The sequence below is a fragment of the Paenibacillus sp. J22FR5 genome (assembly GCF_059691975.1).
In genome coordinates, this window is sequence record NZ_JCAUAN010000005.1 from 217,903 (window position 1) to 242,338 (window position 24,436).

Below are 24,436 nucleotides of genomic sequence, written 5' to 3' on the forward strand. Positions count from 1 at the left end.
GACGTGATTGTGAAACGTGGCGATGTATTTTTCGCAGATCTTTCGCCGGTCGTAGGATCGGAGCAGGGAGGAGTCCGTCCTGTTCTAGTGATCCAAAATGATATCGGCAACCGCTTTAGCCCCACTGTGATTGTTGCAGCGATTACAGCTCAAATCCAAAAGGCAAAGCTTCCCACGCATGTGGAAATCGATGCGGAGACGCACGGTTTCGATCGAGATTCGGTCATTCTGCTTGAGCAAATCAGAACAATCGACAAGCAAAGGCTGACGGACAAAATTACGCATTTGGATGAGGAAACGATGCGAAAGGTTGACGACGCTTTGCAAATTAGTGTGGGACTGATAGAATTTTGAATAAGGTCTGGAACGGACGAGGGAGATAGGTACCCTCGTTTTTTGGTTTGTACATACATATACATACGATTAATAGAAGCGAGGTATGACTGTGGCGAATGTGGAGACGGAAAATCTAAAACCAAAAGCAAGTGAGTATGAGGAACCGAAAGAGAAGGTTCAGGTATCTGCAGAGAAGAAAGCGGAGATTCAGGAGCGGATCCTGAAGCAAATCTCCGCTGAATTGCAGCTGCCCACCGGCAAAGTGAAGACGACGATGGAGCTGCTGGATGAGGGCAACACGATTCCGTTTATCGCGCGTTACCGGAAAGAAATGACCGGCGAGCTCGATGAGAATCAGCTGCGAGATATCGAGGAGCGCTTGCAGTATCTGCGTAATCTCGAGGATCGGAAAATCGAGGTTGTTCGTTTGATTGATGAGCAAGGCAAGCTGACGGATGAGCTGCGCAGTTCGATTGAGCGTGCAGTGAAGCTGCAGGAAATCGAAGATCTCTATAGACCTTATCGCCAGAAGCGGAAAACGAGAGCTAGTGTTGCGAAGGAGCGCGGTTTGGAACCGCTTGCAGCGTGGATTTGGAGGCAGCCTCGCCAAGGCTCGCTGGAGGAAGAGGCTGCGCGTTATATGAACGCGGACAAGCAGGTTGGAAGCGCCGCAGAGGCGATTCAGGGCGCGATGGATATCCTAGCGGAGAATATCGCGGATGATGCGAAAATACGGGCCTGGGTGCGTCGCTACACGCAGGATAACGGCATTATGCGGACAGAGGCTAAGGATGCAAAGGCAGAGTCGGTCTATGAGATGTATTATGCCTATCAAGAGCCTGTGAAGCGCCTGCCGCCTCACCGTATTCTCGCGATTAATCGCGGAGAGCGGGAAGAGATTCTGAAGGTTGGACTGGATGTACAACCGGATAAAATACACGACTACATGCTGCGTCAAATCGTGCGAGGCGATTCGGTGGTAAGAGATGTGTTGCGCACCATTGTTGAGGATGCGTACAAACGGCTTCTAGCCCCTTCCATCGAGCGCGAAGTGCGCGGTGAAATGACCGAGATGGGCGAAGAGCAGGCGATTAAGATTTTCGCGGAAAATCTGCGGAATCTCCTGCTGCAAGCGCCCATCAAGGGCCATGTGGTGCTTGGTGTCGATCCAGCGTACCGGACAGGCTGTAAGCTGGCCGTCATCGACGACACCGGTAAAATGCTTGAAATCGCCGTCACCTACCCAACACCACCGAATAATAAGGTGGCGGAAGCGAAGGCGAAGTTCAAGCAACTGATCAGCACATACAGCGTGGAGCTGATTGTGATCGGGAATGGGACGGCTTCCCGTGAAACGGAGCAGTTTGTTGCGGAGCTGATCGGTGAGATCAAGGAGCGGAAGCTCAAGTACTTGATCGTCAGCGAAGCGGGCGCGAGCGTGTACTCGGCGTCGAAGCTGGCGCAGACGGAGTTCCCTGAGCTCGACGTTGCAGAGCGGAGCGCGATTTCGATCGCGCGGAGGCTGCAGGACCCGCTCGCGGAGCTTGTGAAGATCGAGCCGAAAGCGATCGGCGTCGGGCAGTACCAGCATGACGTTTCGCAGAAACGTCTGGACGAGAACTTGAAGGCCGTTGTAGAGTCGGCCGTTAACCATGTAGGGGTGGACTTGAACACGGCGTCCCCGTCCTTGCTTTCGTACGTGTCGGGGGTTAATGCGACACTGGCGAAAAACATCGTGAAGTATCGCGAGGAGAATGGCAAGTTCAGCTCCCGCCAGGAGCTGTCGAAAGTTCCGCGCCTCGGCGCGAAATCCTTCGAGCAGTGTGTCGGGTTCATGCGGATTCCGGGCGGCCGGAACCCGCTCGACAACACCCCGATCCATCCGGAGTCTTACGACGTGGTGGATCGGTTGTTCAAGGAGCTGCGCATCGAGCTCGCGCAGATTGGTTCACAGCAGCTGCTAGCGCTGCTGCAGACGCTGGAGCCAGAGGAGCTGGCTCCTAAGCTTGGCGTTGGTGTCCCGACGATGAGGGACATCCTAGACAGCCTGCAGCGGCCTGGGCGAGATCCGCGGGACGAAGTCCCTGCGCCGATCTTCCGCACGGACGTGCTGCAGCTGGAGGACCTTGTGCCGGGCATGGAATTGACCGGCACAGTGCGCAACGTCATCGACTTCGGCGCCTTCGTCGATATCGGCATTAAGAACGATGGGCTGGTGCATATTTCCCAGCTCAAGAACGGCTTCGTGAAACATCCGATGGATGTGGTTTCCGTTGGAGACATCGTCCAAGTATGGGTACTCAATGTGGACCAGAAAAAAGGCCGCGTCGGCTTAACCATGAAGAAACCGCAACAGTAGGTTAATGAGAGCAGTTCAGTTGGGTTTAGCAGTTAGCAGTTGGTAAAAGGCAGTTGGGAGCTTTTAGGTCCCAGCTGCCTTTTTTGCGGGGGATCGAATTCGTTTGCATCCCCTACTTCTGTGTACTCCCCACCTCCTTCACCAAATAAGTCATCCTATACCGCTGACCGGCGACAAGCGAAAGCATTCCCTCCGTAGAGAGACGTATGAGCCAGTCAGCAGCGATGCGAATGTTCACGTTGCATTCAGCGGCGACTTCTTGGAGCTTGACTTTTCCATTACGACGTTTGGCAATCTGGAGAATAAACTGCTTACGCAGCTCCCACACGTCAGCCTCAAGCTCAGCCATGGTTGCCGTGCTTTTCCTATATTCAGAATGTCTTCTTTGTTCGATAGGAATGACATTATTACCGTTCATCCCCGTCTTAGTTTTCCCCGGTTGCATCTGTACTTCCTCGGGATGCTGCGCATGCTTGTGAATCCCCCAAATCTTACGATGCTTCTCACGCATTCTACGTAACCATTGATTGCTAATTTGCTTCATGTAAATAAGCCCCCTTTTTTATCCAATACGCAAAAAAAGCACAAACGAACTGCAGAAAGAATCTGCGAGCTCGAGTGTGCTTCACTCTGAGAGATCGGTTTTATGTATATATCGGTTGTTTGTTACATTTATTTACAGTATAGAGGGCTCATTTCAAATATGCAACTGTTTTTATGTACCCACGGCAAAAAAGCCAGCACTTGTGGCACAAGTACTAGCTCTTTTATCAAAATTTACGTTTACTCGGTCCGTCGGTCGATTGGCCGTCAGGCCACTCCTCTTGCGAGCGGCGAGTGCGGTAAAAGTACCAGCTATCATTCAATAATCGGATTTGTCTACGGTTTTTGTTCTGGAAGGCACGCATTAATTGATTACAAAGCCATTGAGGCATATGCCCATCCCCTTCTTTGCCATGTACTTATAGCATATGAAGGTTTAGGAAATTGGGTGCAGGTCCCTAAAGATTAGAGATCAAATTCCTCTTCGTACCACTGTTCTAATTGAGCTTGAAGTGCTCGAATTTCCGTCAGCAAGGAGATCAGCGGATACGATTTCTCTTGAATGCCAGCAAACGTTTTTTCCAAACCATTTATGTAGTCCAGGCCTTGAATCAAGGTGTGCGTCGTACCGATTAATTCCAAGTCGTCACATTCAGCAATAACGCGTGGTAGCTGTGGAACATGGTCCGCAGTTAGTTTCTCTAATTCTTTGTGCAAACGTTGGTTGAGAGCTGTTAATTGATAGGAATAGGAGGAAGGCATTTCGACGAATTCCAGTTGTTGATCAAGTTTTAATATCGCATAGCGCATTTGTGGCATGGGGCGGTTCAAATCCTTTCTGAGTAGGGCTTTCGATCTTCTTTTCTACTTGACAGTATAGCCGTACATACGGTACAAATTCAAGTAAGAACTTGTCATTAGCCGTGTTCGTGACATGTCATTGGGAGTGTTCGTGGATGGAAGATCAGGAGCTGCAGCAATGGATTGAGCAGATTTCTATGCAATCGTTTGGAAGACCATTCGTGCATCAAGCACGTTTTAACCGAAGATTACGGTCGACGGGTGGCCGTTATTTTATGAAATCGCATGATATTGAGATCAGTTGGAGCCAGTGGGAGACCTACGGTCGAGACGAAATTGAGAAGATCATTAAGCATGAGCTCTGCCATTATCATTTGCATATTTTGAAGCGAGGCTACAAGCATCGTGATCATGATTTCAAAACCTTACTAGCCCAAGTCGGTGGCACCCGATTTTGCCAATCACTGCCGCGGCCTAAGGCGAAACAAGCCTATAAATATCGGCTGGAGTGCGTGAATTGCAAGACGGAATATTTTCGCAAGCGCAAGATGGATGTTCGTAAATTTGCCTGTGGGAATTGTAGGGGAAAATTGAAATCGTATACACTTGACTTACCGGCCCCTTCATAATAAAATAAAACTTGTTCATTCCCTGATAGCTCAGTTGGTAGAGCACTCGACTGTTAATCGAGTTGTCACAGGTTCGAGTCCTGTTCGGGGAGCCAAATATGGAGAGATACCCAAGTGGCTATAAGGGGACCCTCTGCTAAGGGGTTAGACTGCGTAAGCGGTGCGAGGGTTCGAATCCCTCTCTCTCCGTCACGAAATAAGTTCAATGGCATTCATGCCGTTGGGCTTATTTTTTTGTTGTACTCAACATAAATCTAACAATTTTCTAACACCCATTAAACGTATGTCCTCTATAGTGAAAATAAAAAGAATCACGATGGGGGAACTTCCAGTGGCTAAATTATTCTCGATACGTGTACGTCTCATCTTATTGTTATTGGTTCCTTCCTTGATGTATTTAGGCACGAGTGTGTATCTAATACAGCAAAAAACGTCGAATACGAATGTGTTAACTTCCTCATTATATGAAACGACAGAAAAGAGTACATCTCTCATTCTGAATGCTGATCGTGATATGTATCAGGCCTTAACCGCCTATCAGCTGCTAGTATCTGGAACGTTGACGGCAGAGGAGAAGACGAGTCAGTTAAAGGTTCTGAAAGATAATATTGATCAAACGAATACGAGAGTCGGACAGGCTGTTACCATTTTAAAAGAAAAGCAATTAATGCAAACCGCACATGCGGAGACGAACGTGACGATTGAACAAAGTGCATCGAGCTTCCAGGCTGCTTTCGATCAATGGGTCAAAGAAGCTAATGCTGTGGTGCAAGCGGGTAGTGCTGGCAAAGGGGTCTTGAATGAAGCAAAGCTGTCTGCCACCTTCGAAAAAGGGCGTCAGGGTCTCAATGTTATTGGTGAGATTCTAGATAGCTATGCCAAACAGAGTATTGTTGATATCCAGAAGCAAAATAACAAAACAGCACAAGGGGTTTACATCGCCGTGGCGGTGAATATCCTCATCCTCTTTGTAGTTGGGGGAATCGTAATTCTGAAAATTATGAGAATGGTTCGTAGAATTTTGACGATTACGAGTAAAGTTGCTGGAGGAGATCTGTGTCATGAGTCTCAGACAAGTTATTCGCAGGACGAGCTGGGTCAGATTTCAGAAGCAGTTGATAATATGGTTGCCAAAATAAAGGGCTTGATCGGCACGATCGCGTTCAATACACAATTCGTGCACGATGCTTCGGTGGAGCTCTCGGATAGTTCCAAAGAGTCTGCTCACGCTGCGGAGCATGTAGCTACGAATATTCAAGAGATGACACAGGAAGTCGAAGTGCAAGTGAGAAGCAGTGAAGAGACGAGCCGTGCCATTGAGGAGATGGCGATTGGGATTCAACGCGTCGCGGAGAATTCAAGCGTCATGGCGGATCACTCCTCGCTGACCTCCCAACATGCCACACTTGGTAATGAGCTGCTCTCGAAACTGCAGCATCAAATCGTGAATATGCTGAGCTCGGTTGAACAGCTTTCAGTAACAGTGCAGTCACTGACACGTAAGTCTGATGAGATCGGGCAGATCGCATCTAGCATTACAAGCTTCGCCAACCAGACGAATCTCTTGTCGCTGAATGCTTCCATTGAGGCAGCTAGAGCGGGTGAGCATGGCAAAGGGTTCAATGTGGTTGCTCAAGAAATCCGCAAACTGGCATCCCAATCAATCGAATCGGCTGATGGTATCAATCAGTTGATTCATGAGACTAGAGTCGAGATTGCTAGCGTATCCCAATCGATGAATGCAACTAAGCAGGAAGCTAGCGCAGGCTCACAAATGATGCAAGAAGTGAATCAGAGCTTCGAAACGATCATGCAATCCGTGACACATATCGTCACGCAGATCCATGAGACATCCGCGATTACGGAGCAAATGTCAGCAAGCTCAGAGGAAATTTCGGCGACGATGGATCATTCTGCGGCAAGCTCGTCTCAGATTCTTACGAGATCACAAACGGTGGCAGCAGCCACAGAGGAGCAGCTTGCGATGATGCAGAACATCGCGGCAGCGTCTGAACAGCTAAGGTCTGTGGTGAATACGTTGAATGAATCGGTGTCTTATTTCAAAATTAAATAAAGGGTTGCAACAGGGGGCCTTCATGGTTTGTAAAACGTGGCTATGGGGGCTCCTGCCCTTTTTCAGAAAGCATTGGTTTTTTTCCATTAATTAGGCTTGTCAAAGGAATCAGAATCCTTTATAATAACAGTTGTCGTCCTTAATGGGCTGAAATGTTCAATGACTTTTGTTATGGCCCGTTGGTCAAGTGGTTAAGACACCTCCCTTTCACGGAGGTAACAGGGGTTCGAGTCCCCTACGGGTCATTTTTTCCTCTTATGCGGTCGTGGTGGAACGGCAGACACACCATCTTGAGGGGGTGGCGCTCACAAGGCGTGAGGGTTCAAATCCCTCCGACCGCATCCCAGTTTTACAAGCTTGAAACCCTTGATATATAAGGGTTTTTTCTGTTTTATAACAGATGGAATAAATGCGGTAGTACAGCTTCATAAATCACCTTTGTTGACGAATTGTTGACGAAAAAAAATTAAATTATTTTGTTAGTTAATCGAGGATCGAACTTCTCTAATTTATCCGCGGCTGCTCTACTCACTGACTGCGCGACATGAGCGTATAGGTCAGCAGTAGTTTGATGCTTGGAGTGACCTAATCGTTCTTGGATGGCTTTCATGGACACATCATTTTGAATCAAAATTGTTGCCGCGCTATGCCGTAGATCATGAAGTCGAATGAATTTTAGGTTATGACGCTCTGTGAACTTTTTCCACCAATGGGTTGGCGACGAATGGTACAAGGGTTTGCCAAAACCAATTTGGAACACATATTGATGGTCTTGCCCTTCCCAAAGATCTCCTGCTTTCAATTTATCGACCTTCCAATTATGATGGAAATTCTTCAATTCTTGCATGAACCATTCCGGCATAGTGACAGTTCGTTTGGATGCTTTGCTTTTAGGAGCCTTTACTTGAGCTTGGCCATCTACGGTTAGCGAGATGCTTTTGTTAATGGAGATGCTACATTTATCGTAATCAACATTACTCCACTCCAACCCAATAAGCTCGCCTCGTCTGAAGCCACCCAGGATGGCTGCGATGCAAAACAATCGCCACATGGGTGGTTCTGTATATAATGCTTCGATTGCGAGCTGTGCTTCGTTCTCATCGTAGTACTGCATCTCCATTTGGTTCACTTTAGGCTTTTTAATTCCTTCCATGGGATGCTTCTTGAGCATTTGCCATTCCAAAGCTCGATTAAAGAGGCTCTTGAGAACACGGTATATATACTCGATGGTGCCGCTTGAGAGTACATCACTTTGCCCATCCTTTCGAGCGCCTGGTTTGCTTAGGTCATCGAGAAACGAGACAATGTGCAAAGGTTTGATTTGATCCATCCTTAGATGTCCAAATACAGGAAGAATATGATTTTTTAAATGTAGATCGTAGTTCTTAAGAGTGAGGGGGGCAAGCTCTTTGATTGCATACTTGCTTCTCCACTCACCCACAAATGCCCCTAGCGTCATTTTTTGCGGTTCGATATATTCACCCGACTCAACTTCCGTTTGGAACTCTGCGAGCATCTTACGGGCTTCTCGGATGCCATCAGCTTTAATCGTCTTGGTACGTTTGATCCGTTCTCCCATAGGACCATAACCTGTTTCGACAACAAGTAAGAAAGAATTGTTACCCCGTTTTTGTACACTGGCCATAAGCCTAACCTCCAATATTAAATTTACTCACATGAACTGCGAGCAATTAGAATTTTAGTATGCTTATATTCATCTGTCGTTAACAAAAAAATGGAAATAATTAAATGGGCTAACTAGTTTGTTTCACTCGTTGAAATCGAAAGTAAAAGGCTCGCAAATACATACGAGCCTTCAGCACACTATCTAGAAGTAATTTATCGTAGGTTTAATTGCTCCTGTTGTTCAAACCATGCCTCAAGGGTGTCACGCCGAAAAATTATTTTCGCTCCTATTTTAGTGTGTGGGATTCGGCCTGCGCGCACTTCAGCATACAATTTGTCTTTCGAGATCGCACGTTCGAAAACTTGGTCCCATGCTTCTGTAAACGTAAGGGTATTACGGCGAAGTTGATGCGACTGGTTATGATTGTTGCAGTCAGTTTCAGTGTTCAAATGCTTCATCTAAGTTCACCTCTCATCAGATATACATAACTTTACTTAGCAAAATAATTTATTTTTGAAACTACTTGTGCTGGATGATTATAGGCGCACTCTATTGATTTATTTCGTGTATTCACCAGCATGCCATTTTAAAGATCGCCAGTGACAGATGACAGTAGATGACATTTTTTTTACTCATTTAGTACCAACGAGAAGTAATAAAAAATAATAGAAAAAGTGTGTCATTATCGTCATCTGTCATCGGCCTTAGCTGTTGGCCCATAGAAAATACTTGTTAGCTCGGTCCAAAGCAACATTGAAGTTAGGCGATGTTATAATCGTTTTTTCACTTAAGGGAATTGTCATACCTTCCCTCCACGAACCACGCCAAACAGTAAAGTTGCCATCATCATTCCTAAATATGAATAGATGAGTAATCTCGTTTATCTGTTTGCTGTACATGTCTCCAAAGTTGAAAACGACCCATTCTTGTTGAGAAGCATGTAAATTCTGTATGATTCGCTCTATTAAGTCATTTTTATTATCACGTAGAAGCTGTTTGTACACTTCGGTCATAACCCCTGCAGGAGCATTATAAATGAGGGTATCACCTTCAACTAGTAATAGAATGTCATCTACATAAGTCTGATGTAAAATTGATGTGATCATATCTCACCTACTTCCCATTCACCAAATTTGTCCATGATAGTAAGGGGCATGTCATTTGAAGATGACAAAGGATCGATAGGCTGACGGGTATCTGGCAAATCAGTCTCTTCCACTAACCCAATTCCCTGCCAACCACGATATTTACTATTTCGATACTCGATTAATGAATTTCCAGATGCAGCTAACAGTTCGCGTAATTTCGAAATAAATATTGATCTTGGGATAGGATACTCGCCATTGCCCGTACACCACTCGTGAAATGCACTATACAACTTTTGTGTTGCAACAATGGCTTTTGGGTTAATGACACAGCATTCATCAATAAAACTTTTAAACGAATCCATCTCATTACGATAACCATCCGTAGCTTCGACGATCTCTGCAGGAACTCCAAGACCTTCTCGTTGCCACATTAAGCAACCTGCAACTGCCCAATTTAGAATTCCTGACAATTCCTTAAGAAGCGTTTCAGTTAAGTTCTTATCCATCTCTTCAGACGTAATGACGGCGTTAAATGGAATTAAGCGAATTCGTCGCCAGATTCCTTCGTCCGTACCACGTATTAAAGGAATGTGATTTGTGACTAAAATAAGCTTGAAGGTAGGGAGGAACTCAAAAAATTCATGATGTAGAAATCTTGCAGTTATCGGCTCCCCACCGGTCAATTGTTTCACCAATGATTCAGCCATTCGTTTTCCTTCTTCAATTTCAACAGCCGTAACAAGGCGGGAGCCTTTTAACCTTGCCAAATCATTAGGGATTCCTCCCGAAGCTTGTTTTGCCATGAATGTTTCTGGGTTGGCTTGTTTGGCATAGTCTCCAAGTAATGCCTTTAATATATTTACAAATGTGCTTTTCCCGTTGCGTCCACTTCCGTACATAACGAGTAGTACTTGTTCTTTAATGCTACCTGTTAGGGAATAGCCAATTGCTTTTTGCAGAAATGAAATCGTATTTTCGCGCAAATTCCCATTGTCATCCTGCATAATTCGATTAATAAAAGTTTTCCAATTTGTATAGTCGGCATTAGGGTTGTAATCAATCTGAATTACTTGTGTCATGAGGTAATTTCGATTATGTGGCAGAAATTCTCCAGTTTTCAAATCGATCACCCCGTTTTGGCAGTTTAGCTTCCAGTGATCGCTGTCAAAATCACTTGGATTAATGCTTATCCCGGGTTCTGATTGGGCAAGAGCAATCATATTGATAATTTTTTGACGCGATTCTGAGGCTAGTGCATGCTTGATTAACGATTGTTTTCGTTCGTAATCTTCACGCTCAACTTCAAAATGGATTTTCTTAACAGTATCTTTCGCCAAACTTTCGACTAGACAACCATCGTCTTTTGCCCAGTACTTACCGTTCCAAACGAACCAACAACCAAAAGGATAACAAAACCTCAGATCTTCTCCATGGTGAAATACCAAACGTTGGGCGTTGCCTAGGTCTGAAGTGCTGAATTTAGGAATATTTTCAGGTGCTTCTTTTCGGAGTTCATCGTGTCGATATACCGACGCAATACCGCCAACTGGATAACGGGAAGCACTGCTTAAAATAGTGGCTAATTCATTTTCATCTAGACTTGGCTTACATAAAAATCGTCCTATAAGTAGGATAATTTCATGAAGAGAATTCTCGTCTAGTGCCATTTTCTTCAAACGACACGCATGTGCAAATACTGTACTATTGCGAGTGCCATTTTCAATCGGTAGAGTTAACGGACGTGCTTTTTGCGCCTGACATAATGGATTGAACCACATTGGCATTGGATCGAGGTCATTCTCTTCAATGCGAATCCACATGCGGTTTTCTGTGTTAAACGTAGGCAGTACGATGTAACCGCGCATTTGAAGTCGGTAATCGACTACGAACCCACAAAATGTCATCATTTTAGTAAATTGTTTCTTTACCATACAGGAGTCGAGAAAGATGAATTGATACCCTCTAGGCGTTCGAATTGCATGGTGCTTAACAGCTAGTTGTTCCAGCAACTGAGATGCAATGACACCTTCCTCGATGTTATCAATATCAACAGCAATACAGCCGTTAGGAATTCGAAGTCCAACCCATCCGTTAATCTCATTCACCCAGGAGATCAAGTCATCTTGGCAGTGGCCGTCAAAGGCAGGATTTGTGTAATCAGAATCCAATGGCTTTTTTGCTTCGTCATAGCGTTTTTTCTGATCATGATGCTTATTAGCATGAGAATAGCCACGAAGCTTCAGGAAAACGGCGTTACCTTTGAATAATTCAAATATTTGTTTGATTGAAATCATGAGATCCTCCAATATAGAAATGTATTTTTAATAATTAATACCGATTAGCTTTTTTCCAACATACGCACTTTGGTAGCCGTTTTCACCGTTAAATGAAACTGCTGACATATGTCGAAGAACGCTTAAAACAACTAGCATCAGTTGTCAACACCAAGTAAGCCCATTCGTCAGGTTTAGCAACAATTACTCTTCAGAAATTTCAAAAGGATCCGACAAAGTGTTCGATTGGAGCAGACCTGCTTTTCACATACTATTGCGTTGCATGAATATGTGGAAATGCCAAGGAGTTCCGCTGCCTCAATAACCGAAGGAGTGATCTTCATCAGTCGTATCCCTCCAACTCTGATTTGAACACAGAAATGGCTGCCATAATTCGTGTCTTGTGCTCATCCTCCAGCTCCTTTCGAAGCCAACGGAGAATCGTGTTCTCGCTTACACCTATTTCTTCGGCAATCATCCAAACCGGTATCCCGACCATCATTTTGCGTAATTCCTGATTTCTTCGTTTAATGTTCATATGAACAACCTCTTCTCTATGGTTAGTGGTGGTGATAGAATGAATCATATTCTATTTCGTAACCGTTATTATCGAAAAAGTGATGATTAACGGTAACATAATGGTAACAGAGAAAAAATATTGATCGAGGAGCCATTTATGCATAAAAATAAAATCATTTTGAATAAAGAAACAGCTATTCGTAAAGCAACCAAGTATGAAATGCATACAGGGGAGGGGATTATCCCCTTCGTTTTTGGGAAATCGCAAATGGAAGAAGTGAAAATTAATACAAAGGGCATAGCTTATGAATTTGCAGGTATCCGCACTGAAAAGCATATCCTTGATTTTGCTGATAAGTATGGGTTATTGGGTTTACACCCTGCAAATGCGTATATCGAGAGCGATCATTATTACTACTTAAATAACTACGCTCTCACAAGTGAACCTATTTATGAATCAGTTTCAGAGTGGAAGGTTCATATCGATCATGCGAATAAGCTTTTAAAGCTTCATTCTAGGTTGATAAATGGGAAGTCAATTGAGGATGACATCATCAGGATTGACAATCTAGTTTTTGGGGATGACGATTGGAGGAACCGTGAAGATTTTCATAAAGAACTACAAAAAAGCCAATGGCAGAATTCAGTGTCTTTGGAAAAAAGAAATTTTATACATTTGGAAGCTAATCGCCCTTTAGCAGCAGCACAAATGTCAGATGCCCTTAGAAGATTTGCCAATGGCGATCCGGAACCACAGCCTCAGACCATCCCGTATTACTTTTGGTACAATAATCTTCCAACGCTCCTACCATATAGAGAGGTAATACCAGTAACAGAAGAAGGATATCATGTGGTCGCTAAAATCATTCTGAAACTACATTTGGAAGAAATGATGAATAAATTGATCTATATTGATTTTGACAACGTTGCCAACGAGCTTCCTTTAAAAGCTGCTAAAGATCTAAAGTTCATAGAGCATAAAGCAACAAATTATTTAATTGCAGCTATCTACTACGATATTTGGAGGATAGTCAATCAGCGGGAGGAAGTAGAACATTGCTGCGTTTGTGATAAAGCCTTCCCACTAAGGCGAAAAGGCAAAATATACTGTGGTAAAGCTTGTAATGTTCGCAAGTTAAGGGAAAAGCAGGATTCAGCCCTAGTCATTGAAGAAAGTCGAATGTAATAATTCAACAGCACAATTCCGTACTAATTATATATAGTTAATAACTATTAAAATATATGTTATAATAGATATTAACTATATATGTTTTTTCTATTTTTGTTAAAGTAAATAGCCATTAATCGCTTGATACTAAAGGATATTTTAAGGAGTGGTCATAATGGCAGATATTCATAGGGATATTCGAATTCATAAGCCGCAGCATGTTCGAAGGATGTTAAACGAGGTCATTAATGAAATTCGACACGAAACCCAAATGGATAAAGAAAAGCGCGCTCGTGTTTTGGGATATCTGGCTAACATCACCCTAACCAGTTTAAAGGACGGCGATTTGGAAGAACGATTAACTGCCTTAGAACTGAAAGTGAAGAACAAGTGATAGGGAGTAGATAATAATGAGGAATTTGCGAATCGATCGGATTGAAAAGTCATTTCAACTGGAATATGAGCGGAAGCAGCTAAATATCGTTTTGGGATCTTTGTGTTATGAAAATGATTTTATGATACTATGTGATGGATTCAGCGGCACAATTGTTGAAGGAATTCAGTACATGGAGTATCACCCTGAAAACCAGTATGTTATTTTTGGAGATCATAGTAAGGCCGAAGGGGTAGATATCTGATTTTAGATCTAAATGACAAAACCATACCAACCTTTCCAATCTTACGGATTAAACCATCCATGACTTCTTTCATTTCCTCACCCCCCAAAGTGTTTGAATTCGTTTAATTTGGTGTACTTTCTCTTCTTGATGACTATCACTAACCCCCTTACAATTTAAATCTTATATGATTGGATTTCTAAGTTGAAGCCCTCACTTTTACCCCGGATATCCCCTTTAAATTTAAGGGATTGAAAAAATATGTATTTCCGTTATAATTAATTTTTTTCTTAACCGTCTCATTTAAAATCGCCGACTAACAGAAAGGGATTGCCTTGTGAATAGTGGAATATATATTATAAAAAATGGACGTACTGGGGGAGTTCTATTTCATGAAAAATGAGGTTGTTACCGCTTCATTGGTTTCTGCCATAGTAGCCACATTATTGACGCTGTTTGTAGTTTACACGTTGAATCCTGTAGGAAAACAACTGCAGGCAGCCGCCTCAACCAATTCTTCCACCTCCATAATGCAAGAAGACTCGGATTATAGATATTTTACAGTCAAATATCCAGGTGGTAATGGTGAGGGATTTAGCTTTCCCGCCAGGGAAAACAAGAAGACTAGTGAAATGGAGTTCTTAAACCCAGCCAAAGGGCTATGGGTACGAACAATTTCTATCGACTTTAGTGAGATACGAAACAAATAAAACGCTAACCCCGCCAGCAAAAATTTCGTTGGAGCCATTACATTTAATGCTCCTGGGATATTTATGTTCAAGTCCGACGCTTCTTCATACACTAAAGATTACAAGAACATAATGAACTACGGTACCGACAATTTTATTGGGAATTTGAATATTCACCTTGGTAATTACTACTTACTGGATAGTCACCCAGTAGAGCGTTTAATACTTGGAAAAAACCATTCAATCTCCCAATTTTACTCTCTTTTGTTCGGCGACAATGTTATTAAGAAACTTGTTGATGCCACTAATTAATAATAATCCAGTCAAAGCTTAGACCGGCAATTAAAAGAACATAGTAATACTGAAAGCCGCCATAGTGCGGCTTTTTTATTTTCTTTCCCTTTAGATCATACAACGTACGTAAATGCCAATGTAAGACGGTATGTATGAATGCACGGAAGCCGTCTCTGATCTCATTTTCCTATGATTCTTGGCGAAATGTTCAAATGCCTTGTCATGTACTGCATGAATTGAATTTAATAATCATGGAAAATAATGGGATATAAATGATGAATCATGGAAATTATATTAGTGCCAGTTGTACCACAACTACTAAAGGAAGGCCGTGGAAAACGATGTCCGATTTTTTTGTCGCTTGCGCCAATGACGCCAAGCGCCGTCTGTTCATACATAAGCAAGCTAATGATCAAGTGAATGTCGCGTATTTGATGCCTCATGGACATACCGAGCCCGGCGTGACCCTTAACCAGGCATTGAGTCAATATGGCGGAACTTTTATCCTCACATCCCAGTCGCTATTACTTGGCAGCGCACGCGAAACTGGCGAACTGACTGATCAACTGATCGATACGATCGGCAAGCGCAAAGGAATCGTATGGTTGCGAGATTCACTTGTAATCAATACATCTTCACTATTTCCAGTGTGGTTGGGAGAGGACTCAGAATTAACTCATCCGGTCAGTCTTTCCATTAACGGAGACCGTTGGAGGCTTGACGTTCCGGGCGGTGCTTCCGTAAGCCTTGGCGAAGTGAATGACGTAAACGAACTCGTAATAAGTTCGCCTGCCAGTCATGCCATTTCATTTGCTGGTTCCGACTCTCCGAACTTCCAACCTTTCAACCGGATCGTCATTCCTTTGGAGGGAGAAGAAGTAGGCTGCTGGCACATCGATTCACTTTATGTGGCAAGTAGTTCTCTAGTTGGAAAACTGAATATCGGCTTTCAATTTACGTTCCCAGGTCGGGACGTTCGCAGCCCTGATAAATTCGGTTTCTATCCCTTGATCCGCACGAAATCGGATACGGAGGCGATTGGCTTTAAGGCAAGCTTTGATCCCTGCTATTCTAACCAACAAGAAGAAGCGGCAGTTTACGGACAAAAAAACCTCTTCGTGACTATTTCCGGTTTACCGGACGAAATATAGACGGCAGCATGACGAAACTGGACTCGACTTACATGACGAAATACGGTTACCCGGTGCAGCTTACGCCGATCCCTTCGCACGAATCGGCAGCCATGCTAGTCTTCCGCAGGTCAGATAACTCCCATCGTATGGTGCTCTCGCCGGCTGGTCTATACGGCTTATCCGTGGAACATAGTATAGAGAATGGCTGCATGGAGCTAGTTTGCGGTCTATCCGGCATAGAGAGCCTCTCTTTCATGGCAGGGGACTTCATTCACTTCACGCCGTTTCAACCGGCTCACGCTTTGAAATATCCGTTCAAAGCTTCTAAGTCGAACGGACACCCAAGTGAAACCCCAGCTTCCATGCTCAAGAGCCATGAGGTCACTTCTTATGCTAAACTGATTCCCTTTCAGCCGACTTCCCAATTCCAGACGGATTCTTCCATCCAGTACTCCTCCCAAGTAACGGGCAGTTCCTTATACGGTCACGGGTTGCTCTATAACGACTACAGTAACATGTTTTTAGATTTTCAGGATACCTTTGTACAACTTCACGAGGATCATTCTCCATTCCCCCTTGTCCCGTATCGCGCGGTCTCTGAGCATATAGGAACATTCACCATGGACGATTATGCCCAGTTCGAGAAACGAGTTCTTGCCCCCGTCCGCAGAGATGCAATTAGGCCGCTCCGAGAGCTAGCGTTGCCGATTCTTGCGGAGCAAGGAGAACCGTCGTATACGGCAACGACGCCTTCTGGACAATTGGTCGCAATCAACGGAAGCCAGTTTGTCAAAGTCTTGCTTGGCCAATCAGACGCATTCGATGGAGAACTAAGTTTCGTCCGTTTATCCGAGCAGCTTCAAACGGCATTTCAAACAAACCAACTCTTTCTTGTCGCCTCATCATCGCGTTTCATTGGAGAATCATATGAGAGCGATCCTGCTAAGCCAGGCTTCCGCAACCGGATCGATTTCGAAGGTTGGAAGTTCAGTGTGAATACAGGTTCGAGCACTATGTACGGAGATTACCACGATGTCGTCGTCATCAAGGGCAGAAAGGACGATCAGCCCGATTCACCGGCCCTTTCCATTTATGATCTTGCCTGCAGACCTGATTTATGGACGCAGGCGCATCAGTTCTCGGCAACGGCAGTAACTTCAGACTCGGAAATTGACGCGGCTTCGGACGTGTCCGACCTCTCGAAGTGGATGACGGAGTATATATGTCAAGCGTTGAACCAAACGGACGAAGCGTTTGCTTCCTTCAAAGCAATTGTTAAGAATCCAAGCTGGACTGGCGTCGTGGATGTGACCGGTTCATACTACAACATTGGCGATTATAAGTTGAAACAGTGGGAGCTTATCTATCTAGGCCCGATTTTGCAAGTACGCTTGCGCGAATTCTGCTCATTAGCGGAAATATAGGTATAGAATCAAAATTGAAATATTATCAGTTTAAATAATTGGATTAAGTAGTCCCCTCTTTCGGTCAAAGAAGGATTTTAGAAAAATAAATAGAATACATATAATCGCCAGCAGCTGTGGTGGGGACTGGGAGGGACAGTTTGCAGGGTGCTTTTTGTATATACTCTCCGTTATCGACACCGTGGAAAGGAACTAAATGCTTTACATTGTTAAAATCTTACTTGTCGTGACGCTCATTATTAGTAACCCAGTTTCCGAATTTTCTTCGTTGCCTCCGCAACGAGTGGAGTTTTGTTTAGAACGGGAAACTAAGAAAGGCTGATGATAGGAGTGCATGGTGACTATGGCGGAAGGGAAACACGAGTTCCCATCTCGAACACGAACGTTAAGTCTTCCAGCGCCAATGGTACTTGGAGCGCAGGCTCTTGGGAGAGTAGGACGTTGCCAGCCACAAAGAAAAGCGCACCTTATGGTGCGCTTTTCTTGATATTTCGGATATACGTAGACATTGTTCAAACATATTGCTCATTTCTTGGGATTTGTTTCTTATCATGAATAACGCCTCCAGGTTCTTTTAACCTAGGAAGCAATTCGCGAATTTGAAGATGCCGGAGTAGATCACAAGCGATATGATAATAGAGTCTGCCCCTCATAACGGGAGCGGGCTCTATTAATATTAAATATACTCCAACAATTTTTAAGCTCAAATGTTATTTTATGGGCTGCGTGCCCATGGCAAAAAAGTTTCGATGATGGCTATTTTAAACTTACCAATAATTCTACGGCTGGTATATCTGCAGGCGCCCAATTAAGCGAGCCTAAAAGTTTACGAGGTAACCATTGTAAAAGTTCATGTTCTTTAGCTATTGGATTACCTTCAATTATTCTAGAACGGTATAAATGTAAATGAACAGTAACATTGGTATATGGAAACAGTGTATCTATTACTTTATCTTGAGCTTCAATTAAACAACCAAGCTCTTCTTGAATCTCGCGAACTAGCGCCTCTTTATGTTGCTCCCCCGGCTCAATCTTTCCCCCCGGAAATTCCCAAAGTCCGGGTAAAGACATTTTCTGACTCCTTAAGGCACACAAAATTTCATCTTTCTGATTTATTATTACTGCGCCAACAACTTCGATAGTCTTATTCATAGTATCCTCCTTATAATTCGGGCCAATTTAAAGAACGAAACAATTGAAATATGTCATCCATCTGGGGTGATTTAGGTATATAGATGATCACTCCATCACGACCTCTAGTAAGGAGAACTCGATAAATATTTAGTCTTATTTTCATGGGGTCTTTCATTTTTTGATCGGTAACCGTGTTCTTCCATTCCTGTCCACTCCAGAGTAAATCACTTCCCCAACAAACGACCGGCATATCCAGTTCGAGTCCTTGAACACCAAATTCAGTGGCAGCAGTTTGCATATTATTACAGTAGTAAGGGGAAGAAGTTTGATTAAAATACGAAACTTCTTCGTTCCAAGGTAGAAGTTTTACTGAGTCAGAAAATAATTTCAAATGTCCTCTTTTTGAAGATGTTACTAAACCGTACGTGTTTCCCTGAATTGGATAAGTTCCATAAAGGAATTGTTTGGCGCGATCTAAATTTTGTGTTACATAAACATGAAATCTTTCTTTTTGAAATTGATATACTAGTTCAGCTAATTCACTATGATCGTTACTTAAAAATTTACGTACCCATTCATGCCACTTCAATGCTCCGTGGCTGCGTAAGGTACTAGTTAGATTTAAAGACGGGTGAGAATGCTTTTGTTGGCTGTTAATAAATTGATGTTGAATAGTTGGAGGGAGGTGTACTTCCCAATTACCTTGTTTAATAGCATCGTCCCATTGCGCAAGCCCACTTTCTTCACCAATATAAATCTCTTGTCCTTCACCGACTAATCCAATAATGACGGCCCAATCATGATGTTGCATCATGCGTACTATTAGCTCTGGTTCTGAATGTTTGTTGTTCATTTTTTCTTTGTCCCATGCTCTCTGAGCTTCATCGAAAATGAGAACTTTCTCATGAGGAAGGGAATTCCGAATGAGATACTCCCTTTTAACATTTTTTAAAGCTTGTACGAATGTTTCATTCCCAAGTAAATTTTGTAGTACTTGAACTAAGGGGCCATTTCCTGAAACGTAAACAGCTTGAGGTGTTGTATGTGCAAATTGAAGCCCTATCAAGGTTTTACCAGCACCAGGAACGCCTGTTAGAAGTACGAGGTGATGAGATTGAGTCGATTTTGCTAAAAGTACTATCTGTTCCAGTTCCATAAGTACTTCTGGAATATTTGTTTGATTGACAACGCGAATATTGGGAAGAGGCTCTTCAAGGAAAATACGCTTAGCTATATCCAACATAGTAGGTAATGGTTCGTACTCACCATTTATTAATTCCTGAGGTTCCACTGTAACACCAGTCGCGGTTTTTTTAATTAGTGAAAAATATGTTATCAATGAAGATGGATCGCTTACACATATCCTATATGTTTGATCCGCAGTAACCTTGCTTCGATTTGAAGAAGTTAATACTAAAACACCTTTCACCAGTAATTCTTTTTTTGATACTACATTATGATACATAAAAAGGTCTCTCACATATCCTGAACATTGCCGTAAATCTTCAGGTAGAGGCTGTCCTTTCATTTTAAATTCCAATACATGAATTTGGCCAGGAACCAATAAAAGTACATCGGGTCTTCGGCCACCTTGTCGTGGTAGTTCATACTCGAAAATTAGGCTCCAAGGTTCATTCGTAAAGGGCTGAAGAACATTCTGTAGGTTAAAGATACAATCTCTCCAAGCTTTTTCTTGTAATGTCGTATCTTCCTTTTTGTGACTATGATGATCTTCTTTTGATGCTTTAATGAAATTAGAAATCCCCTGTAAAATGGTTTCTAAATCTGTTTCCAAAAATGTTGATATAGTACCGAACCATCCACAGCGAAACATGATATTGCTCCTATTCAGATATATATTTGTCGTTAGTTGGCAAGAAAAAAGCACCCTAAGGTGCGATTGCTACCTGTTATTAAGCTTAAAGCTAAGAAAACAAATCCCTTAAGCAGGTATTTTACCTGACTATAACATTGAATTTATAGCTGTTACGTGCAAACCATGAGTTATCGATTCTTACATAATTTTCACAATATTCACGTATAATGCCGGCATTGTCGAGCAGATCATCTTTGCTTACGATTACACATGTTTGTGATAAAGCTGCAGCCAATAGTTCAATATCGGTTGATAAAGTTATTTTCATGAGAAAAGACCTCTGAGTTCCATAAATTTATTCGGTACACTAAGATACATATCGTATTATACTTTGTTCTGTTATTTTTTGTAAACAATAGTATGCTATTAGGATGGCTTCGATTTTTCTTGTAAGGATACGTTAAGTAGAGACAACAAGCTAATTATGAGGTAATATGTGGAAAATAAGAATAAATGAAGTATTATTAAAGGATAAGTTATTCTTATACTGGAGGGTAATATGAAACTTACAAGTTTAAGTGTAGAGAATTTCAGAAATTTTCTTAAAACAGATATTAAATTAGCTAATCAAAATGTTATTTTTGGTATGAACGATATGGGGAAAACAAACTTAATGTACGCGCTTAGATTTTTGTTAGACAGAGATGTTCGTAAAAATGGCTTTAGAGAGACTGATTTTTTTAAAAATAAGACTGATAAAACAATAAAAATAACTCTTGGTATTGATTTGACAGATCGCGATTCTAACGATGACTCTAAACATGCCATTTCTAAGATAGCTGGAGCACGAACAAGCGATGAACTAGACACATTCTATTTTCAAGTAAAAGGTGTATTTGACATTAGTGAAGGACTAGGGCTTCCTAAACTATTTTGGGGGAATAAGATTGATAATCTTGAAGAGATTGCCCAAGATGGGATATTTAGTGCTTTGGATAAGTTATTCAAAATTGTTTATGTTGATCCAATAATCGATTTAGATGAGACTTTCAAAAAAAATAGAAGTAGACTATTTGATCAAACTAAACTTGACGATAGCGATATTGATATATCAAATGATATAAAGAAATTAGGAACGCAATTAAACGATAAAATTAGCAGCATGAATGTAATTCAAACTTTTCAAACAACGATAACTGAAGAATACAAAAAATTAAAAACAGAAAATATTAGCATTGAGATGAAATCTGAGCTATCAATTAATGGATACTTCACAAATTTAATTCCTTATATCAAAAGGGATAATGACGATAATATATATCCAACATCTGGCGATGGTAGGAAAAAAATATTAGCTTATTCACTATTAAATCATCTTATTAAAGTCCAAGAAGGAAATAGAATTATTATATATCTCATTGAAGAACCTGAAAATAGTTTGCATAGATCTATGCAAATTGCTTTGTCAAAACAGTTGTTTAACTCAAAAGTATATAACTATTTCTTTTTATCAACACATTCATCTGAGTTATTATATGAAATGGACAATGCATCGCTTATCAGGATCTATTCTCAAGGTAATACAGAAAGTGAATCATTTCTTTACCATGTGGATGATGAATATAAAAACGTAAAAAAGGAACTAAATAGATCATTGTCTACGGCACTTTTCGCTGAAAAAGTTCTCTTAGTAGAAGGGCCATCTGAAAAAGTGTTATTTGAAAAAATATTAGAAGAGGTTCATCCTACATATGAATTAGATGGTGGTTATATTTTAGATGTATATGGCATAAAATTCAGACCATATGTAAAAGTACTTCGTGGCTTAAAGATTACTGCGATTGTCAAAACAGATAATGATCTTAAAGCAAAAAAAGGTCAGCCTAAAATCTTTGACCTAATAGGTCTGCAGCGATGTTTGAATTTATTAGATCTTGAGTCTGAAGAGTCGGAAGTGGAAAGTTTACTTCCTGTGGAAATTGATTACTTTATTGATGGTAAATGGACGCAATCGATGAAAAATCAAATGATAAGAGAAAAAAAATTAGCACTATATTCCCAGTATAGCGATAAAGTAAAAGAATTAGTTAAAGAAAATATATATCTTTCGAAGCTAGATTTAGAACATGATCTCTTTGAAGCTATTGAAAAACGGATGAAGGAAATACTAGGTTCTGATCCTATTAAGTACCTCCAAGATCATAAATTATTGAATATGATTGAATTGACAAACGAATTAAATAAAGTAGACTGCCTCAAAATTATAAAGCACCCCCTCTTCAAAGCTTTGAGAAAGTTGGTGCCTCATGAACTTAATTGACCAGGTTGCAAGAGATGGTATCTTGGCCGATGATGGAAATATTATGGTATCGGCAAGCGCAGGATCAGGGAAGACAACTATTATGGTAAAGAAAATGGAGATTGAACTGGATAAGATATCTAATCATCGTACAATAGCGGCAGTTACATTTACTGTAAAAGCAACAAAGGAAATTAAGAAAAAAGCATTGGGAAAGGTTAGTAAACCTTTTATTGTTATGACAAATGATTCTTTTATTGAACATGAAATTATAAGACCCTTTATTAAGGACGCTTTGGGTACTGAGTATGAAAGCAATTATATCGTTGAATATGGAAATTATAAATTTCAAGATTTCGACGCAGGATTAGAACAATTAAGAAGTCATAATATTTTGGGTAGTTTTCTAGATATTAAAAAGAACTTTAACTTTAAACTGGCACTGAAAGTTTTAGGTTCTTCCATTGCAGCGCAAGAATATATAAAATCAAAATATGCAATTGTTTTTATAGATGAATACCAAGATTCAGATGAAGATATGCATCGTTTTTTTATGTTTTTAAAAAATAAACTTAATATTAAGTTGTTTATTGTAGGAGATTCAAAACAAGCTATATATTTATGGAGAGGTGCTAATGAAAATATTTTTCAATTATTAGCAAAGGAAAATTTTAAATCTTATGAACTTGTCAAAAATTTTAGATGCCATAAAGAGATTGAAAACTTTGCAAATATTTTTCATAATCCTAAATACTACGAAAATGAAATCAATGACGTTAAGAATGTAATCATAAAGGAATATAGTAGCAACAACGGTTGGAATTTTTCTGGATTTGTTGATGAATTCGAAGATTTAGTTGATCAAGAAAAATTAGATCTAAAAAGAGAAATAACAATAATTGCAAACATTAATAACGATGCTCAAAAAATAGCTGAGTTACTAAGTGAAGCAGGATATGACTTTGTTTTTATCCCTAAAACACCTATTGAAGATGGGCTTCCAAATGGAAGTCTATTATGGGAATTGGCCTTACTTACCAAGAATCCTGCCTACTCTATTTTTGATTTTATTGAAAAGACTGGGATTGATGAAAGAAGCCAGACTCGAATTGAAGTTAATAAGATTTTAAGCGGTCTCAAAAATAATGGTATGTTATCACAGGAATATGTCAGTAACATTATATCGAATTTAGCGACATATTTAAGTATTACAATTAGTAATGACGAGGTAGAAAAATTTTATACAAGTATAAGTGAAAGCAAGTTTGAAATGGCTTTTCAAATAAATGAAAAGAATCATAAAGTAATGACGGTATTTGCTTCAAAGGGCCTGGAATTTGAACAAGTAATTAGTTTTTCTAGGTATTACAAAATTTATGAAGGTATCAATTTACAAAATCATTACGTATGTATAACAAGAGCAAAAGAAAAATTTATTATGTTTAATGACAATACAAATTATTTTAATCATTTGCAGGAGGTGGCAAGACAAGTAAATATTACTGATATTAAAAAGCTTGTTGAATACAAACTATAAAAAAAATCGGGTATTTATTTTGTTGTTGCCTATCTATTAACCCCAATAGAACAATGTTGTATACGTAAATATAAAG

22 protein-coding genes, 4 tRNA genes and 1 rRNA gene are annotated in these 24,436 nt (G+C 41.2%); 17 read left to right on the top strand and 10 right to left on the bottom strand.

Annotated elements, in window-relative coordinates:
- The first annotated feature begins 3 nt into the window (after positions 1 to 3).
- Together AC58P7_RS10375 and AC58P7_RS10380 are read left to right on the top strand one after the other, a co-directional pair.
- Positions 4 to 354: a type II toxin-antitoxin system PemK/MazF family toxin gene (locus AC58P7_RS10375; RefSeq protein ID WP_028553893.1), complete on the top strand. Its 351-nt coding sequence runs from the start codon at positions 4 to 6 to the stop codon at positions 352 to 354.
- Positions 355 to 541: 187 nt separating this feature from the next.
- Positions 542 to 2,695, top strand: a complete 2,154-nt coding sequence (locus AC58P7_RS10380; RefSeq protein ID WP_497342575.1) for a Tex family protein — start codon at positions 542 to 544, stop codon at positions 2,693 to 2,695.
- Positions 2,696 to 2,807: 112 nt separating this feature from the next.
- On the opposite strand, the gene AC58P7_RS10385 is transcribed toward AC58P7_RS10380, so the two are convergent.
- The 3 genes from AC58P7_RS10385 to AC58P7_RS10395 all read right to left on the bottom strand — a co-directional run bounded on the left by AC58P7_RS10385 (position 2,808) and on the right by AC58P7_RS10395 (position 4,057).
- The gene (locus AC58P7_RS10385) at positions 2,808 to 3,239 is read right to left on the bottom strand and encodes a hypothetical protein (RefSeq protein WP_497342435.1); all 432 of its coding nucleotides are present in this window, start codon (positions 3,237 to 3,239) and stop codon (positions 2,808 to 2,810) included.
- Between the two features lie 226 nt (positions 3,240 to 3,465).
- A complete protein-coding gene (cmpA, locus tag AC58P7_RS10390) occupies positions 3,466 to 3,630 on the bottom strand; it encodes a cortex morphogenetic protein CmpA (RefSeq protein ID WP_497342437.1) in 165 nt (54 codons plus the stop codon).
- 73 nt (positions 3,631 to 3,703) lie between these two features.
- Entirely contained in the window at positions 3,704 to 4,057 is a 354-nt protein-coding gene (locus AC58P7_RS10395) for a hydrolase/acyltransferase (RefSeq protein WP_436238575.1), read from the bottom strand.
- 137 nt (positions 4,058 to 4,194) lie between these two features.
- Between AC58P7_RS10395 and AC58P7_RS10400 the strand changes: the two genes are divergently transcribed.
- The 6 genes from AC58P7_RS10400 (at position 4,195) to AC58P7_RS10425 (ending at position 7,083) form a co-directional block, all read left to right on the top strand.
- The gene (locus tag AC58P7_RS10400; RefSeq protein ID WP_497342439.1) at positions 4,195 to 4,668 is read left to right on the top strand and encodes a SprT family protein; all 474 of its coding nucleotides are present in this window, start codon (positions 4,195 to 4,197) and stop codon (positions 4,666 to 4,668) included.
- Positions 4,669 to 4,687: 19 nt separating this feature from the next.
- A tRNA-Asn gene (locus AC58P7_RS10405) sits at positions 4,688 to 4,763 on the top strand.
- Positions 4,764 to 4,768: 5 nt separating this feature from the next.
- Positions 4,769 to 4,857: transfer RNA gene (locus AC58P7_RS10410), tRNA-Ser, on the top strand.
- Positions 4,858 to 4,999: 142 nt separating this feature from the next.
- Complete coding sequence (locus AC58P7_RS10415) at positions 5,000 to 6,742, top strand: methyl-accepting chemotaxis protein (RefSeq protein WP_497342441.1); 1,743 nt, start codon at positions 5,000 to 5,002, stop codon at positions 6,740 to 6,742.
- Positions 6,743 to 6,915: 173 nt separating this feature from the next.
- Positions 6,916 to 6,987, top strand: a tRNA-Glu gene (locus AC58P7_RS10420).
- A gap of 14 nt (positions 6,988 to 7,001) precedes the next feature.
- Positions 7,002 to 7,083: transfer RNA gene (locus AC58P7_RS10425), tRNA-Leu, on the top strand.
- 125 nt (positions 7,084 to 7,208) lie between these two features.
- On the opposite strand, the gene AC58P7_RS10430 is transcribed toward AC58P7_RS10425, so the two are convergent.
- From AC58P7_RS10430 to AC58P7_RS10450, 5 genes are all read right to left on the bottom strand, one after another.
- Positions 7,209 to 8,387, bottom strand: coding sequence for a tyrosine-type recombinase/integrase (locus tag AC58P7_RS10430; RefSeq protein WP_497342443.1), 1,179 nt, complete (start codon positions 8,385 to 8,387; stop codon positions 7,209 to 7,211).
- Between the two features lie 194 nt (positions 8,388 to 8,581).
- Positions 8,582 to 8,827: a helix-turn-helix domain-containing protein gene (locus AC58P7_RS10435; RefSeq protein WP_497342445.1), complete on the bottom strand. Its 246-nt coding sequence runs from the start codon at positions 8,825 to 8,827 to the stop codon at positions 8,582 to 8,584.
- Between the two features lie 246 nt (positions 8,828 to 9,073).
- Positions 9,074 to 9,475: a TubC N-terminal docking domain-related protein gene (locus tag AC58P7_RS10440; RefSeq protein ID WP_497342447.1), complete on the bottom strand. Its 402-nt coding sequence runs from the start codon at positions 9,473 to 9,475 to the stop codon at positions 9,074 to 9,076.
- Positions 9,472 to 11,751 (bottom strand): phage/plasmid primase, P4 family, encoded by a 2,280-nt coding sequence (locus tag AC58P7_RS10445; RefSeq protein ID WP_497342449.1) that lies wholly within the window; start codon positions 11,749 to 11,751, stop codon positions 9,472 to 9,474. The genes AC58P7_RS10440 and AC58P7_RS10445 overlap by 4 nt, the downstream gene beginning before the upstream one ends.
- A 322-nt stretch (positions 11,752 to 12,073) precedes the next feature.
- Positions 12,074 to 12,268, bottom strand: coding sequence for a hypothetical protein (locus AC58P7_RS10450; protein ID WP_497342451.1), 195 nt, complete (start codon positions 12,266 to 12,268; stop codon positions 12,074 to 12,076).
- Between the two features lie 138 nt (positions 12,269 to 12,406).
- On the opposite strand from AC58P7_RS10450, the gene AC58P7_RS10455 reads away from it, so the two are divergent.
- From AC58P7_RS10455 to rrf, 7 genes are all read left to right on the top strand, one after another.
- Positions 12,407 to 13,435: a hypothetical protein gene (locus AC58P7_RS10455; protein ID WP_497342453.1), complete on the top strand. Its 1,029-nt coding sequence runs from the start codon at positions 12,407 to 12,409 to the stop codon at positions 13,433 to 13,435.
- Between the two features lie 157 nt (positions 13,436 to 13,592).
- Entirely contained in the window at positions 13,593 to 13,811 is a 219-nt protein-coding gene (locus tag AC58P7_RS10460; RefSeq protein WP_497342455.1) for a hypothetical protein, read from the top strand.
- A 16-nt stretch (positions 13,812 to 13,827) separates the two neighbouring features.
- A complete protein-coding gene (locus tag AC58P7_RS10465; protein ID WP_497342457.1) occupies positions 13,828 to 14,055 on the top strand; it encodes a hypothetical protein in 228 nt (75 codons plus the stop codon).
- Positions 14,056 to 14,426: 371 nt separating this feature from the next.
- A complete protein-coding gene (locus AC58P7_RS10470; RefSeq protein ID WP_497342459.1) occupies positions 14,427 to 14,744 on the top strand; it encodes a hypothetical protein in 318 nt (105 codons plus the stop codon).
- A gap of 614 nt (positions 14,745 to 15,358) precedes the next feature.
- Complete coding sequence (locus AC58P7_RS10475) at positions 15,359 to 16,168, top strand: hypothetical protein (RefSeq protein WP_497342461.1); 810 nt, start codon at positions 15,359 to 15,361, stop codon at positions 16,166 to 16,168.
- Positions 16,169 to 16,176: 8 nt separating this feature from the next.
- Entirely contained in the window at positions 16,177 to 17,574 is a 1,398-nt protein-coding gene (locus AC58P7_RS10480; protein ID WP_497342463.1) for a hypothetical protein, read from the top strand.
- A 333-nt stretch (positions 17,575 to 17,907) separates the two neighbouring features.
- Positions 17,908 to 18,024: ribosomal RNA gene (gene rrf / locus AC58P7_RS10485) — 5S ribosomal RNA — on the top strand.
- A 306-nt stretch (positions 18,025 to 18,330) separates the two neighbouring features.
- Here rrf and AC58P7_RS10490 read toward each other — a convergent pair.
- Together AC58P7_RS10490 and AC58P7_RS10495 are read right to left on the bottom strand one after the other, a co-directional pair.
- A complete protein-coding gene (locus AC58P7_RS10490) occupies positions 18,331 to 18,726 on the bottom strand; it encodes a (deoxy)nucleoside triphosphate pyrophosphohydrolase (protein WP_497342465.1) in 396 nt (131 codons plus the stop codon).
- Positions 18,727 to 18,736: 10 nt separating this feature from the next.
- Positions 18,737 to 20,542, bottom strand: a complete 1,806-nt coding sequence (locus AC58P7_RS10495) for a DNA/RNA helicase domain-containing protein (protein WP_497342467.1) — start codon at positions 20,540 to 20,542, stop codon at positions 18,737 to 18,739.
- Positions 20,543 to 21,083: 541 nt separating this feature from the next.
- On the opposite strand from AC58P7_RS10495, the gene AC58P7_RS10500 reads away from it, so the two are divergent.
- Together AC58P7_RS10500 and AC58P7_RS10505 are read left to right on the top strand one after the other, a co-directional pair.
- Positions 21,084 to 22,844, top strand: coding sequence for an ATP-dependent nuclease (locus AC58P7_RS10500; RefSeq protein WP_497342469.1), 1,761 nt, complete (start codon positions 21,084 to 21,086; stop codon positions 22,842 to 22,844).
- On the top strand, positions 22,831 to 24,360 hold the full coding sequence (locus AC58P7_RS10505; protein WP_497342471.1) for a UvrD-helicase domain-containing protein: 1,530 nt from the start codon (positions 22,831 to 22,833) through the stop codon (positions 24,358 to 24,360). The genes AC58P7_RS10500 and AC58P7_RS10505 overlap by 14 nt, the downstream gene beginning before the upstream one ends.
- Positions 24,361 to 24,436: the final 76 nt, after the last annotated feature.

What these genes read in the sequence shown, in the direction of transcription:
- AC58P7_RS10505 (WP_497342471.1), top strand. Translation starts at nt 22,831, where the DNA reads ATGAACTTAATTGACCAGGTTGCAAGAGATGGTATCTTGGCCGATGAT.
- AC58P7_RS10475 (WP_497342461.1), top strand. Translation starts at nt 15,359, where the DNA reads ATGTCCGATTTTTTTGTCGCTTGCGCCAATGACGCCAAGCGCCGTCTG.
- AC58P7_RS10440 (WP_497342447.1), bottom strand. Translation starts at nt 9,475, where the DNA reads ATGATCACATCAATTTTACATCAGACTTATGTAGATGACATTCTATTA.
- AC58P7_RS10445 (WP_497342449.1), bottom strand. Translation starts at nt 11,751, where the DNA reads ATGATTTCAATCAAACAAATATTTGAATTATTCAAAGGTAACGCCGTT.
- AC58P7_RS10490 (WP_497342465.1), bottom strand. Translation starts at nt 18,726, where the DNA reads ATGAATAAGACTATCGAAGTTGTTGGCGCAGTAATAATAAATCAGAAA.
- AC58P7_RS10385 (WP_497342435.1), bottom strand. Translation starts at nt 3,239, where the DNA reads ATGAAGCAAATTAGCAATCAATGGTTACGTAGAATGCGTGAGAAGCAT.
- AC58P7_RS10500 (WP_497342469.1), top strand. Translation starts at nt 21,084, where the DNA reads ATGAAACTTACAAGTTTAAGTGTAGAGAATTTCAGAAATTTTCTTAAA.
- AC58P7_RS10480 (WP_497342463.1), top strand. Translation starts at nt 16,177, where the DNA reads ATGACGAAACTGGACTCGACTTACATGACGAAATACGGTTACCCGGTG.
- AC58P7_RS10460 (WP_497342455.1), top strand. Translation starts at nt 13,593, where the DNA reads ATGGCAGATATTCATAGGGATATTCGAATTCATAAGCCGCAGCATGTT.
- AC58P7_RS10430 (WP_497342443.1), bottom strand. Translation starts at nt 8,387, where the DNA reads ATGGCCAGTGTACAAAAACGGGGTAACAATTCTTTCTTACTTGTTGTC.
- cmpA (WP_497342437.1), bottom strand. Translation starts at nt 3,630, where the DNA reads ATGCCTCAATGGCTTTGTAATCAATTAATGCGTGCCTTCCAGAACAAA.
- AC58P7_RS10455 (WP_497342453.1), top strand. Translation starts at nt 12,407, where the DNA reads ATGCATAAAAATAAAATCATTTTGAATAAAGAAACAGCTATTCGTAAA.
- AC58P7_RS10400 (WP_497342439.1), top strand. Translation starts at nt 4,195, where the DNA reads ATGGAAGATCAGGAGCTGCAGCAATGGATTGAGCAGATTTCTATGCAA.
- AC58P7_RS10435 (WP_497342445.1), bottom strand. Translation starts at nt 8,827, where the DNA reads ATGAAGCATTTGAACACTGAAACTGACTGCAACAATCATAACCAGTCG.
- AC58P7_RS10450 (WP_497342451.1), bottom strand. Translation starts at nt 12,268, where the DNA reads ATGAACATTAAACGAAGAAATCAGGAATTACGCAAAATGATGGTCGGG.
- AC58P7_RS10465 (WP_497342457.1), top strand. Translation starts at nt 13,828, where the DNA reads ATGAGGAATTTGCGAATCGATCGGATTGAAAAGTCATTTCAACTGGAA.
- AC58P7_RS10470 (WP_497342459.1), top strand. Translation starts at nt 14,427, where the DNA reads ATGAAAAATGAGGTTGTTACCGCTTCATTGGTTTCTGCCATAGTAGCC.
- AC58P7_RS10395 (WP_436238575.1), bottom strand. Translation starts at nt 4,057, where the DNA reads ATGCCACAAATGCGCTATGCGATATTAAAACTTGATCAACAACTGGAA.
- AC58P7_RS10495 (WP_497342467.1), bottom strand. Translation starts at nt 20,542, where the DNA reads ATGTTTCGCTGTGGATGGTTCGGTACTATATCAACATTTTTGGAAACA.